Source organism: Amorphus suaedae, assembly GCF_053629675.1.
This window is the reverse complement of sequence record NZ_JBRJIT010000002.1, coordinates 1-12,601: the sequence shown is the minus strand read 5'-3', so window position 1 is coordinate 12,601 and position 12,601 is coordinate 1. Positions and strand designations below refer to the sequence as shown.

Annotated in this window: 10 protein-coding genes; 5 read left to right on the top strand and 5 right to left on the bottom strand. The window is 69.5% G+C overall.

All coding sequences use genetic code 11. From position 1 onward, the window contains the following. Positions 1-205: 205 nt before the first annotated feature. Both AB7M35_RS13795 and AB7M35_RS13790 read right to left on the bottom strand, forming a co-directional pair. The gene (locus AB7M35_RS13795) at positions 206-475 is read right to left on the bottom strand and encodes a DUF2312 domain-containing protein (protein WP_453960754.1); all 270 of its coding nucleotides are present in this window, start codon (positions 473-475) and stop codon (positions 206-208) included. Positions 476-758: 283 nt separating this feature from the next. Next, positions 759-1,064: a DUF1244 domain-containing protein gene (locus tag AB7M35_RS13790; RefSeq protein ID WP_453960752.1), complete on the bottom strand. Its 306-nt coding sequence runs from the start codon at positions 1,062-1,064 to the stop codon at positions 759-761. Positions 1,065-1,248: 184 nt separating this feature from the next. On the opposite strand from AB7M35_RS13790, the gene AB7M35_RS13785 reads away from it, so the two are divergent. From AB7M35_RS13785 to AB7M35_RS13765, 5 genes are all read left to right on the top strand, one after another. Further along, positions 1,249-2,184 carry a DMT family transporter gene (locus tag AB7M35_RS13785; protein ID WP_453960750.1) on the top strand — a complete coding sequence of 312 codons (936 nt, stop codon included), beginning with the start codon at positions 1,249-1,251 and terminating at the stop codon, positions 2,182-2,184. Between the two features lie 269 nt (positions 2,185-2,453). Next, positions 2,454-2,909 (top strand): DUF1036 domain-containing protein, encoded by a 456-nt coding sequence (locus tag AB7M35_RS13780; protein ID WP_453960749.1) that lies wholly within the window; start codon positions 2,454-2,456, stop codon positions 2,907-2,909. After that, positions 2,906-4,342, top strand: a complete 1,437-nt coding sequence (gene pyk / locus AB7M35_RS13775) for a pyruvate kinase (protein WP_453960748.1) — start codon at positions 2,906-2,908, stop codon at positions 4,340-4,342. The genes AB7M35_RS13780 and pyk overlap by 4 nt, the downstream gene beginning before the upstream one ends. Positions 4,343-4,518: 176 nt before the next feature. Beyond that, complete coding sequence (locus AB7M35_RS13770; protein ID WP_453960747.1) at positions 4,519-6,807, top strand: glycosyltransferase; 2,289 nt, start codon at positions 4,519-4,521, stop codon at positions 6,805-6,807. A 270-nt stretch (positions 6,808-7,077) separates the two neighbouring features. Further along, positions 7,078-7,575 (top strand): hypothetical protein, encoded by a 498-nt coding sequence (locus AB7M35_RS13765; RefSeq protein WP_453960745.1) that lies wholly within the window; start codon positions 7,078-7,080, stop codon positions 7,573-7,575. 131 nt (positions 7,576-7,706) lie between these two features. Here AB7M35_RS13765 and AB7M35_RS13760 read toward each other — a convergent pair whose 3' ends face one another. The 3 genes from AB7M35_RS13760 to AB7M35_RS13750 all read right to left on the bottom strand — a co-directional run bounded on the left by AB7M35_RS13760 (position 7,707) and on the right by AB7M35_RS13750 (position 12,387). Beyond that, on the bottom strand, positions 7,707-9,050 hold the full coding sequence (locus AB7M35_RS13760; RefSeq protein WP_453960743.1) for an aspartate aminotransferase family protein: 1,344 nt from the start codon (positions 9,048-9,050) through the stop codon (positions 7,707-7,709). Between the two features lie 85 nt (positions 9,051-9,135). Next, a complete protein-coding gene (locus AB7M35_RS13755) occupies positions 9,136-9,564 on the bottom strand; it encodes a universal stress protein (RefSeq protein ID WP_453960741.1) in 429 nt (142 codons plus the stop codon). 204 nt (positions 9,565-9,768) lie between these two features. Next, positions 9,769-12,387 carry a TRAP transporter permease gene (locus tag AB7M35_RS13750; RefSeq protein WP_453960740.1) on the bottom strand — a complete coding sequence of 873 codons (2,619 nt, stop codon included), beginning with the start codon at positions 12,385-12,387 and terminating at the stop codon, positions 9,769-9,771. Positions 12,388-12,601: the final 214 nt, after the last annotated feature.

Here is a 12,601-nt window from a genome sequence, read left to right as displayed (position 1 = left end):
TCCGATCGGATGGTTGCGCCTGAGCGGAGAGGCCTCGGTCCGGCGCGGACACGCCCTGCCTGGCCCCGCTCACGGATCGGCCGCCGCTTCCCCTTTCATCCGCTTCAGATCATCGGCCCCAACGAAAAACGACGCGGGTTCCGCAGGAACCGCGCGCCGTATCGGCAGGCGACAACCCGGGCAACAGGCCGGGTCGGAAGGGATGTCAGGAGGCTTCGCTGGTATCCGGCAGCACCATGCCGAGCGCGTGCATGTAGAGATCGAGCAGCGCTTCCTGCTCCTGGCGCTCGGCGGAATCTTGCTTCCTCAGCCGCACCACCGTGCGGATGATCTTGGTATCGTAGCCGTTCGCCTTGGCCTCCGCGTAGACATCCTTTATGTCGTCGGCGATCGTCTGCTTCTCTTCCTCGAGCTTCTCGATCCGCTCGACGATGGCACGGAGCTGATCCGCGGCAACACCACCCGGCTGGCTCATGATGACTTTCCTTTCCAAGGCGCGTGGGAGGAGCATCGCTCCCCCGGTCGATAGAGACGTGGGACCCGGCGAAGACCATCGTCGGTTCGGCAGGGCCGCCGCGATTGCCGGACAGGTTTACCCGCCCGAAAGATAAGAAATCGCTTCGAAGCCGCGCCGCGGACGATCCCGTCCGCACATTCCCGGCTTCGGGGTTCGATCGAGGCCCGGTGTCGTGCCTGAGTGGCGGGTCGCGGTCAAGGGGAGCCCGGCCCGGCACGCGGGCGCGCCGGGGCCGGCCGCCTCAGTCGTGCTTCGCCGCCGCCTGGAAGCCAGCCGCCTGGGCATCCGTCGCCGGCGTCTGGTGACGCGCCTTCCAGTCCTCGTAGGGCATCCCGTAGACGCGCTCGCGCGCCGCGTCCCGTTCGATCTCCAGGCCCTTCTCGGCCGCCGCGTCCTGGTACCAGTTGGACAGGCAGTTGCGGCAGAAGCCGGCGAGGTTCATCAGGTCGATGTTCTGCACGTCGGTGCGCGCCTGCAGATGGTCGACGAGGCGCCGGAACACGGCAGCCTCGAGTTCGGTCCGGGTGGCGTCGTCGATCTCGGCCATGTTTGCCTCCGGTTCGGCGCGGCCCCGCGTCGGGGCCAGCGGCATGGGTTCACTGCACCCAACATAGGGAACGCGGCACCGGAACGGGAGACGTCCGCGCCAAAGCCCTGCAAAGCCGCGCCCCGCTTGTGCGCGCGCCTGCGAAGCAGCTACCAATTGGCGCCTGCCCATCGAGGAGTTCCGCGTGAGCCTTCCCGTCCAGCCCGCGCCAGAGGTTCCGGCCGAGCCATCGCGCGTGGCCGTCGCGATCGTCTGCCTGGTGGCCGGCGCCATGGCGATGGGCGTGTCCCCGCTGTTCGTCCGCTTCGCCGATGTCGGTCCAATGACCAGCGCCTTCTGGCGCGTCGCGCTGGCCCTGCCAGCCCTGTGGCTGTGGGCCCGGCTGGAAGCGCCCGCCAGCTCCGCCGGGGCCCGTCCGCGCTGGAGCCGCGCGGTGGTCCTCTCCGGCCTTTTCTTTTCCGGCGACCTCGTCTTCTGGCATCTGTCGATCGTGCACACGACCGTCGCCAACGCCACCTTCCTGGCGACGATGGCCCCGGTGTGGGTGATCCTGGCCTCGGGCCTCGTCATCCGCGAACCCGTCGGCCGGGACGCCGTCCTCGGGCTGGGGCTCTGCATCGTCGGCGCGGCGCTGCTTATCGGCCTCAGCTATTCCTTCGCGCCGGGCCGCCTGGACGGAGATATTTACGGCGTCATCACGTCGATGTTCTTCGGTGGCTATTTCCTGGCCATGCGGGTCGCCCGGCGCACCGTTCCGCCTGGCCTCCTGATGTTCCGCGGCGGGCTGGTCACCGCGGCGGTCCTCCTGGTCGTCGCCGTCGCCAGCGAAGACCGGCTACTGCCGGGGGGATGGAGCGGGATCGCGACGCTACTCGCCCTTGCCCTCGTCTCCCATGCCGGCGGGCAGGGCCTGCTCTCCTATGCCCTTGGGCATCTCACCGCGGCGTTCTCCTCGCTGGTCATCTTCCTGGAGGCGCTGACCGCCGCCGTCGCCGGATGGATCGTTCTGGGCGAGGTCGTCTCGCCGGCCCAGGCCATTGGCGGTGCCGCCATCCTGGCCGGGATCTGGGTGGCGCGTCCGCGTCGCCCGCGCCGGATCGCGGCATCTTCCGGTCGCTGATCCCCACACAAATGCAAGCTCTGGGCAGCCCCCGCCAAAATATGGCCGCACTCGGAATAAAGGGATCATTAACCATCCAGGGGCGATTACTAACCAACGATGCACCGCAGGATACGACGGATTTTCGGCCCGGCGCCGAACCACCCGTCGCAGGCCGCTGACAAGGATTCGTCGCGTTGACAATTGCGGGCCCAGCCCCCAAGAACAGGCGGCGGCCCGCGAGCGGCCCAGCGTTGCGACAAGAGGCTTTGGGGTCCGGCGAACGCAGCATGCAACGCCTTCCACGACATCTTCTTCCCGCTCTGGGCGCGATCTGCGTCCTGATTGCGGCGACCATCGGCATGGCGGCCCCCGCCGCGGCCGACCTGCGTCTGTGCAACAAGACAGACGATCAGGTGGGCGTCGCGGTCGGCTATAAGAACGCCGAGAACTGGGTCAGCGAGGGGTGGTGGAACCTGCCCGCGCAGAGTTGCGAGGTCCTGCTCGAAGGCCCCCTCAGCGCGCGTTTCTACTATCTCTATGCCCTCGATTATGTGCAGGGTGGTGAATGGGCCGGTTCGGCCTTCATGTGCACGCGTGAAAAGGAATTCACCATCACCGGGATCGAGGACTGCCTGGCACGCGGCTACGAGCGCACGGGCTTTGTCGAGATCGACACCGGGGAGCAGTCTTCCTGGACGGTGCATCTCACCGAGCGGTCACGCTCCGGAATGGGGGGTCGATGAAGCGGTCGCGCTGCACCAAGATCCTTGCCACGCTCGGGCCGGCATCGTCCGACGAAGCGACCATCCTCGCCCTGTTCAAGGCCGGTGCGGACGTCTTCCGCATCAACATGAGCCACACCGATCACGCCGCGATGCGCGGGCTCGTCGCGGCGATCCGCTCGGTCGAGGAAACCGTCGACCGGCCGATCGGCATTCTCGCCGACCTGCAGGGTCCGAAGCTGCGCCTGGGCGTCTTCGCCGACGACAAGGTGACGCTTGAAGAGGGCGCGACTTTCCGCCTCGATTCCGACGATACGCCCGGCGACAGCACGCGCGTCCAGCTGCCCCATCCGGAGATCCTGGAGGCACTCGAGCCCGGCCATCGGCTGCTGATCGACGACGGCAAGGTCAAGCTGATCGTCGAAAGCGTCAGCGTTCAGGGCGTCGACGCCCGCGTCGAGGTCGCCGGCACCGTCTCCAACCGCAAGGGCGTGAGCGTTCCCGATACGACGCTCGCCCTCAGCGCCATGACCGAGAAGGACCGGCGCGACCTCGATGCCGTCGTCGAGGCGCAGGTCGACTGGGTCGCGCTGTCGTTCATCCAGCGTCCCGACGACCTCGCCGAGGTCCGCAAGATCACCCGTGGCCGCGTCGGCGTGATGGCAAAGATCGAGAAGCCCCAAGCGATCGAGCGGCTCGACGACATCATCGAGCTGTCCGACGCGCTGATGGTCGCCCGCGGCGATCTCGGCGTGGAGATGCCGCTGCAGAAGGTCCCCGGCCTGCAGAAGCGGATCACCCGCGCGGCGCGCCGCGCCGGCAAGCCTGTGGTCGTCGCCACCCAGATGCTGGAAAGCATGATCTCCTCGCCGACGCCCACCCGCGCCGAGGTGTCCGACGTCGCCACCGCCGTGTTCGAGGGCGCCGACGCGGTCATGCTGTCGGCGGAATCGGCGGCCGGCCAGTATCCCGTCGAGGCGGTGAGAACGATGGATCAGATCGCCTGCGAAGTGCAGCGCGACGAGAACTACGCCACCATCATCGCCGCCCAGCGCACCGAGCCGGAACCGACGGGCGCCGACGCCATCGCCGCCGCCGCGCGCCAGATCGCCGAGACGCTGAACCTCTCCGCCATCGTCTGCTACACCTCCTCCGGCGCCACCGCGCTGCGCGTCGCGCGCGAGCGCCCGTCGGCGCCGCTGGTTGTGGTCAGCCCGGTGCGCGCCACCGCGCGCCGCCTGGCGCTGGCCTGGGGCCTCCACTGCGTGGTCAGCCCCGACGCCCACGACGTCGACGACATGGTCGACCGCGCCTGCTCCGTGGCCTACCAGGAGAAGTTCTCGCGCCCCGGCCAGCGGCTGATCACGCTTGCCGGCATCCCGTTCGGTACGCCCGGCGCGACCAACCTGCTGCGCGTTGCCTACGTCAACGACGACGGCCGCGGCGGCACCTGAGCCGCACACGCCGGCCGGCCCGACGCGCGTTATCGGTCGCCCGCTGCGCAGGCCAAGGCTCCACCCCGATCTTCCTCTGAAGCTGGTTGCAGCAAAGCCATTCGGCGCGCTTGAGTACGCCACTTGATTTTACCCACCTCTGATTGCAATCTTCGATTGCCAACTGGGGGATGGATATGGCGACAGATGCGGAAACCGGTCTCCGGCTGACGTCGCAGCTCCCGGAATCGCTGGCCCCTGCGGCCCCAAGCGCCCGCACCGGCGCCCTACATCTTTCCCGCCGCCCCCCTCGCCCGCGCCCTTCCACGGGGGCCGGCGAGGGGCTGTCGGGCGATCGCGCGCTTTCCGCCTTTGCCGCGCGCTTCGGCCTTCCCGTCGCCGATGCGAAGACGCTCGCGCTGACCGAAGCCGACGCGCTCGATCTGGTCCCCCAGGTGGCGCGCGCCCGGATCGCGCCGCTGCGGATCGGCTCGACCCCGGCGGGACCGCTGGTCGCGCTCGCGCTCGAATGCGCGCGCGAGATCGCCCCCGAGCAGCTGCGCGCACTCGCACGCGGCGCGCCCGGGCGCCTGATGCTGACGCGCGAAGCCACGCTGCGCCATGCCGTTGCGGGCCGCATCGGCGCCGCCTCCCCGCAGGCACTCCTCGCCGCGGCCCTGCGCTTTTCAAGGATGCCGCCCGAACGCCCGCCGCCGCCCCTCGACACCGACGGAGCGCGCGTCCTGACTGCGGCCGAGAGCGAGGCGATGGCGGCCTGGCTCGGACTGCCCTTCGCCCGCAGCCTCGCGCCCGAGCCCGACTGCGCGTTTGCCCGGCTCGTCGCCGAACGGCCGGATCGCCTCTGCGCGGTGCGTGGCGACGCAGGCCCGCTGCTGGCGATCGCCCCCGATATCGCGCAGTTGCCGAACCTCGGTGCCGCGGCCTGCCGCCGGACGGCCGCGGCAGGCGCGCTGGTGCTGACCGATCCCGCCACCATCCGCGCGGCGCGCCGCAGCCGCACGCCGGCGCGCGTACCGGCGCAGGTGCCCTGGGATCACGGCCTGCCGGCGGCGCTGTCGGCGCGGGCGATCCTGTCTCCCGTCCAGCGGACGCTGGCGCCACCGATCGTCGTCGCGGCCGCCGTCGCGCTGGTGGAAGCCCCGGAGACGGTCCCGCTCGCGGCGAACCTCTTCACTGGCTTCGTTCTCCTCGGCCTGGCGGCGGTGCGCGGCGTCGCCAGCATGGCGGTGGTCCCCGACCGGCCCCGGCCGCTCCGCCCGCTCGCCGACCACGCGCTTCCGACCTATTCGATCCTGGTGCCGCTCTACCGCGAGGCCTCGTCGGTTGCCGCTTTGATCGCCAGCCTGCGCCGCCTCGATTATCCGCGCGATCGGCTCGACGTCCTCTATCTGCTGGAGCCCGACGACGCCGAGACCAGGGCCGCGTTCGACGCCGTCACCCTGCCGCCCGGCCACCGCGTGGTGGTGGTGCCGTCGGAGGGGCCGCGCACCAAGCCCAAGGCTCTGAACGTCGGCCTGGCGCTGGCGAGCGGCGAGCTGGTGACGATCTTCGACGCCGAGGACCGGCCCGAGCGCGGCCAGCTGCGGCTCGCCGCGGAAACCTTCGCCGCAGGCGGCGACCGGCTCGCCTGCCTGCAGGCCCGCCTCGCCATCGACCATGCCCGCGACACCTGGATCACGCGCATGTTCGCCATCGAGTACGCCTGCCTATTCGACGTGCTGCTTCCGTGGCTGGCCGCCCGCGGGCTGTTCTTTCCTCTCGGCGGGACTTCGAACCATTTCCGCCGGGACATCCTTCTGCGGCTGGGCGCGTGGGACCCGTACAACGTCACCGAAGACGCCGACCTGGGCGTCCGCCTCACCCGCTTCGACTACGAGATGGGCATGCTCGCCTCGACGACCTACGAGGAGGCGCCGCTGCACATGCGCGCCTGGCTGCGCCAACGGACGCGATGGCTGAAGGGCTGGACATTGACGTGGCTGGTGCACATGCGCCGCCCGGGCCACTTCGGCCGACGGCGGGCGCTTGCCAAGATGGCGGTGTTCCAGGCGCTCATCCTCGGCAGCCTGCTTGCCATCCTCGCCTTCCCGCTCTGCCTCTGCTTCATCGCGGCGCACCTGGCCGGCGTCCTGCCGCTGATCGGCGCCGGAGGCACGTGGGCTACCGGCCTCTGCGCCTTCAACGCCGCCGTCTTCGTGCTCGGCTACTCGGCGACCGTTGCCCTGTCCCTGAAGGCGATCCGGCTGCGCGGGCTGTCGATCGCACGCTGGCGGCTGATCGAGCTTCCGGCCTACTGGCTGGTGATGGCCGCCGCCCTCGCCCTGGCGCTGGTCGAGCTCGTCCGCCGGCCGCATCACTGGTCGAAGACCCGTCACGGGATCGCCCGGCGTCCGCTCCGCCCCGGCCGAGACGTCTGGTCTGATGCCGGCTGGGCCGGCCCGCAGGCAGCCACTCACGGGGCGTAACTTTGTCGTCAATCCGCTGTGCGGCCTGCTCAGGAGCGCTCCCGAAAAGGCCAAAAATATATAAACACTTCAACACGTTGACCAGATACGCCCTCGTCACGCCACAGCCGACCGAGCGCGGCGCCCGTGCCGGGCGCGGACGCTTCCGCCGCAGCGACGTGTGGTAGTGTCTGCGCCGCTTCGCGTTGTTCTTGCGTCTGACCCGGCCGGGCGCCGATGGCCGCCCCGGGTCGCTGCCACCCCGTCCTGTCGACCAGAGGAAACCGCCAGATGGCGTCCCACAGCGCAACGTCTTCCCTGCATTCCGCGCCGAGTCTGTTCCCCGCACTGACCGGTGCCACCCTCGTCACCGCGCTCCTCGCCGGCATCGCCGCCGACCTCGTCTGGGAGGTCTGGGCGCGCGGAATCACGCCGTTCCTGGTGGGCGGCCCGCTGGAGCCGGCCGCCCTCGTCCAGGGCGTGTTCGGCCTGCAGAGCCGGGCGATCGCCGAGCTGATCCATGCCGTCGTGGGGGTCGTCTTCTACCCGCTCGGCTACCTGTTCATCGCGCGGCCGCTGCAGCGGGCGATCATTCCGGCGCTGCCGTGGTGGCTGACCGCGCTCGCCTACGGCGTCGGGCTGTGGATCTTCGCGCTCTACATCATGGCGCATCTTTTCGCCGGGCAGCCGCCGTTCCTCGGCTTCATCCCGCTGACCTGGGCGTCGCTCGCCGGGCATCTCCTGTTCGCCCTGACGCTGGCCATGGTGGTGCGCGCGCGCAGGGTCTGAGCGCGCACGCGCCAGCCTGCGCGTTCTTGCGCGTTGCTGCGCTTTATTGCGCGATTCTGCGCGCTGGACGAAAATCCGTCCGGCGCGCAGCATGTCGCCCAAATCACAACCTTAGACTGTAGCCCGAAGCGTCAGCCGGCGACCGTCGTCAGCGCCGCGTCCACCGCGAGGGCGAGTCGGTCGACCAGTTCGTCGGCCTCGGCTTCGGTGAGGATGAACGGTGGCGCGATCAGCACGTGGTCGCCGATGTGGCCGTCGATGGTGCCGCCCATCGGGTAGACCATCAGGCCGTTCGCCATCGCCGCCTTCTTGAGCACCGCGTTGAGCTTCAGGTTGGGATCGAACGGCGTCTTCGTGTCGCGGTCGGCGACGAATTCCATGCCGAGGAACAGGCCGCGTCCGCGGATGTCGCCAACGTTCGGGTGCTGGCCGAAGCGCTCCTCCAGCCCGGCGCGGAGATGGGCGCCGACGGCATTCACGTTGGCCAGCAGGTCGCGCCGCTCGATCTCGGCGAGGACCGCGCCGCCGGCGGCGCAGGCGGTGGGATGCCCGCCGTAGGTGTGGCCGTGCTGGAAGAAGCCGGAGCCCGCCTCGATCGCCTCGTAGATGGGGCGGGCGACCAGCGTCGCGCCGATCGGCTGGTAGCCGGCGCCAAGGCCCTTGGCGATCAGGATCATGTCGGGCACCACCCCGTCCTGCTCGCAGGCGAACAGCGTGCCGGTGCGGCCCATGCCGCACATCACCTCGTCGAGGATCAGGAGCACGCCGTAGCGGTCGCAGATCTCGCGGATGCGCCTGAAGTAGCCGGGGACCGGCGGCACCGCGCCCATGGTGGCGCCGACCACCGGCTCGGCCATGAAGGCGGCAACCGTCTCCGGCCCGAGCTCGAGGATCTTCGCCTCCAGCGCGTCGGCGACGCGCCGGCCGTAGGCCTCCTCGCTCTCGCCCTCGGCGCCCCAGCGCCAGTAATGGCAGGCGTCGATGTGGTGCATCGCGCCGGTGAGCAGCGGCTCGAACTGCCGGCGGCGCCACTGGTTGCCGCCGGCCGCGAGCGCCCCCAGCGTGTTGCCGTGATAGCTCTGCCAGCGGGCGATGACGTTGGCGCGGGCGGGCTCGCCCTTCTCGAGGAAATACTGGCGCGACAGCTTGATGGCAGCCTCCGCCGCCTCCGAGCCGCCTGAGACGAAATAGACCCGGTCGATGCCCGCCGGCGCCCGCGCCGCGAGCCGCGCCGCCAGATCCTCGGCCGCCTCGGTGGTGAAGAAGCCGGTGTGGGCATAGGGCAGCGCGTCGAGCTGGGCCTTGATCGCCGCCACGACGGCCTTGTCGGAATGGCCGAGGCAGGAGACCGCCGCGCCGCCGCAGCCGTCGAGATAGCGCTTGCCGTCCCGGTCGATCAGGAAGCAGCCGTCGCCGGCCACCGCGACGGGAAGTTCGGCCTTGGTGTGGCGGGGAAAGACGTGGGGGGACGGCATCGGGTGCGGACCTCTTCTGGATTGCCGCAGACTATGGGGAGCGAAACCGCGACGGTCCAGACGCGGGCGACCGGACGGTCGGAAGTCACTCCCGGACCACCATCACCGACTGGGGGGCGTGGCGGACGACGCGGGCGGCGTTGGGGCCGAGGAGGTAGTCGCTGAGCTCCGGCCGGTGGGCGCCGACGACGATGAGGTCGCAGCCGAGCGCCTTCGCCGCGTGCAGGATCTCCTCGTAGATGGAGCCATGGGCGACGTGGCCGACGGCCTCGATGTCGGCCGGGAGCTCGGCGTCCATGAAGGCACCCAGCGCCAGCTTCACCTTGGCCAGCGCCTTTTCCTCGAACCCCTCGGGGAAGAACCCACCGACGATCGACATGCCGAAGCTCGGCACCACGCTGAGCACGTGCAGCTCGGCCTGGAACGTGCGCGCCAGCGCGGCGGCGGTCGCCAGCCCCTTCTTGCCGGTGGCGAGATCGTTCAGGTCGATGGGCAGCAGGATCTTGCTGTACATGCCGGCCTCCTTTCGAGCCCGTGTCGGTCGCAGTCCTCAATGGCGGCCCGGCGCGGATAGCGGCGTCCGCCTATCCCGGAGTCGGTTGTCTTCAAGCCGCAACTCCGGACGGAAAACCGCAAGGGCACTTTTCCTGGAATTGCTTGTTTCCTGGTCGCAATTCCGGACGGAAAACCGCGAAGGCACTTTTCCTGGAATTGCTTGTCAGAACGCCGGCTTCGTCTGGCGGCGGCGCTGCGACCAGACGACGACGGCGAGAAGCAGCAGCGCCGGGATGTAGAAGATCTCCTTGGGCATGCGGACGGACGGGGTGGCGACGCTTTCCACCACCACCGGCCTGTCGGCGTAGAAATCGAACTCGCGGCCGAGCCGCGCGAACGGCGTGCCGGGGAACGGCTCGTCGAGGGTGACCTGGTCGCCGTCGGGCAGGATCGTCAGCCCCGCCGCCTCGATGCGGTCCGCCCCCTCGCCCGGCGCCCCCATGGGCACCATAAACGTCTTCTTCTGGCGGTCGTCCGGGTTGTTGAAGTCGGTGCCCTCGATGGTCACCCTGAGGAGCGCCCCCTCGGGCAGCGACGCCGCCACCTCCTCAATCTGGGTGCCCGGCTCGACCTGGTAGGGCGGCGCGACCTGGTCCAGCCAGAAGCCCGGCCGGAACAGGGTGAACGACACCACGAGCAGCGCGATCACCTCCCACCAGCGGGTGGGCGCCAGGAAGTAGCGCTGGGTGGCGGCGGCGAACAACAGCATCGCCGTGACCGCGACCACGAACACCAGGATCGCCTTCAGCGGCCCGACGTCCATCAAGAGCAGCTCGGTGTTGAACAGGAACAGGAACGGCAGCAGCGCCGTGCGGATGTCGTAGGTGAACCCCTGGATACCGGTCTTGATGGGATCGCCGCCGGATATGGCGGCGGCCGCAAAGGCCGCGAGGCCCACCGGTGGCGTGTCGTCGGCGAGGATGCCGAAATAGAAGACGAACAGGTGGACAGCGAGCAGCGGCACGATCAGGCCCTGCTGGGCGCCGAGCGAGACGATGACCGGCGCCATCAGCGACGACACCACGATGTAGTTGGCGGTCGTCGGCAGGCCCATGCCGAGGATCAGGCTCATGACGGCGACCAGCACCAGCATGAACATCAGGTTGCCGCCGGAGACGAACTCCACGAACTCGCCGATCACCTGGTGGGCGCCGGTGAGCGACACCGTGCCGACGATGACGCCGGCCGCGCCCGTGGCCACCGCGATGGCGATCATGTTGCGGGCGCCGGCGATCATGCCGGCCATCCAGTCGTGGACGCCGGCAAGCGTTTCGCGGCCGAAATGGCCGGTGCCGCGGAACAGCGCCTTGAGCGGCCGCTGGGTGAGCGCGATGAAGATCATCGCCACCGTCGCGTAGAAGGCGGACGTCGCCGGCGACAGCCGGTCGATCATGATGCACCAGATCAGCACCACGATCGGCAGCAGGTAGTAGAGGCCGGTCAGCGCCGTCTCACCGGCCCGCGGCAGCTCGTCGATGGGGGCGTTCGGATCGTCGACCGGCAGGTCCGGCCGCTTCGAGGCGATCCACAGGAGCACCACGTAGGCGACGCCGACCAGCAGCGCGGCCGCCCACATGGTCATGCCGGGGAAGGCCACCCGGATCCAGCCGAGGCCGTAGTAGACGACGCCGGCGAGCACGGCGAGGCCGATGAAGCCGGAGAGGAAGCCGATCACCCGGGTCATCAGGCGGAGATGGCTGGGCGGGCGCTTGAGCCCCTCCAGCCCGAGCTTCAGCGCCTCCAGGTGCACGATGTAGACGAGCGCGATGTAGGAGATCAGCGCCGGCAGGATCGCCGCCTTGATGAGGTCGGTGTAGGGCGTGCCGGTGAACTCGGCGATCAGGAACGCGGCGGCGCCCATCACCGGCGGCATGAGCTGGCCGTTGGTGGACGACGCCACCTCGACCGCGCCGGCCTTTTCGGCGGAGAAGCCGGTGCGCTTCATCAGCGGGATGGTGAAGGTGCCGGTGGTGACCGTATTGGCGATGGAGGAGCCGGAATAGAGCCCGCTCATGGCCGAGGCGACGACGGCGGCCTTGGCCGGGCCGCCGCGCAGGTGACCCAGCATCGCGAAGGCGATCTTGATGAAGAAGTTGCCGGCGCCCGCCTTCTCCAGGATCGAGCCGAACAGCACGAACAGGAAGATCATGGTGGCCGACACGCCGAGCGCGACGCCGAAGACGCCCTCGGTCTGCATCCAGAAGTGCCACATCGCCTTGCCGTAGGAGGCGCCCTTCCACTGCAGTGTGCCGGGGATCCAGTCGGCCGAGCCGAAGAAGACGTAGAGCACGAACACCGAGGCGACGATGAGCAGCGGCAGGCCGAGCGAGCGGAACACCGAGATGCCGAGCACCACCATGCCGACGGTCGACATGATCAGGTCCCAGTCGGTGGGCAGGCCGGCGCGGTCGGAGATCTGGTTCTTGAAGACCAGGAGGTAGAGGCAGGCGCTGGCGCCGAGCGCCGCGAGCAGCCAGTCGTACCAGGGGATCCGCCGCCGCGAGCTCGCCTTCAGGAGCGGGAAGGCGAAGGCCGCCAGCACCAGCGCGAAGGTGAGATGGATGATGCGGATTTCGGTGTTGTTGTAGACGAGGGCGAGGCCCGTCGCCTGGGAGACGATGTAGGGGATGGGCGAGGCCACGTAGAGCTGGAACAGCCCCCAGACGAAGGCGATGCCGGGGATCACCCAGCGCTGCCAGCCTTCCGGCGAGCGCGCGCCGGTATCGGTCGCGGCGACCAGCGACTCCGCATCGACGCGGTGGGTGGTGTGCTCGACCGTCATCGCCGCGCCCCCTCGGAATTCGTGAAAATCGGAATGCCGGACGCCCGGCGCGCGTGGCGCCGGCGGTCCTTCAAACGAGAAGCGGGGGGGGCGGCCCCCCCCCCCCGCCCCCCCCCCCCCCCCCCCCAAAAAAAAACCCCGCGGCGTTTATTAATTAAAAGCGCCCCGCTTGAGCGGGGCGGCGAGACACGCCATTATAAAAAAAACCACCATA

Coding starts and splice junctions, on each gene's coding strand:
- AB7M35_RS13795 (WP_453960754.1), bottom strand. CDS start 475: ATGAGCCAGCCGGGTGGTGTTGCCGCGGATCAGCTCCGTGCCATCGTC.
- AB7M35_RS13790 (WP_453960752.1), bottom strand. CDS start 1,064: ATGGCCGAGATCGACGACGCCACCCGGACCGAACTCGAGGCTGCCGTG.
- AB7M35_RS13780 (WP_453960749.1), top strand. CDS start 2,454: ATGCAACGCCTTCCACGACATCTTCTTCCCGCTCTGGGCGCGATCTGC.
- pyk (WP_453960748.1), top strand. CDS start 2,906: ATGAAGCGGTCGCGCTGCACCAAGATCCTTGCCACGCTCGGGCCGGCA.
- AB7M35_RS13770 (WP_453960747.1), top strand. CDS start 4,519: ATGGCGACAGATGCGGAAACCGGTCTCCGGCTGACGTCGCAGCTCCCG.
- AB7M35_RS13765 (WP_453960745.1), top strand. CDS start 7,078: ATGGCGTCCCACAGCGCAACGTCTTCCCTGCATTCCGCGCCGAGTCTG.
- AB7M35_RS13760 (WP_453960743.1), bottom strand. CDS start 9,050: ATGCCGTCCCCCCACGTCTTTCCCCGCCACACCAAGGCCGAACTTCCC.
- AB7M35_RS13755 (WP_453960741.1), bottom strand. CDS start 9,564: ATGTACAGCAAGATCCTGCTGCCCATCGACCTGAACGATCTCGCCACC.
- AB7M35_RS13750 (WP_453960740.1), bottom strand. CDS start 12,387: ATGACGGTCGAGCACACCACCCACCGCGTCGATGCGGAGTCGCTGGTC.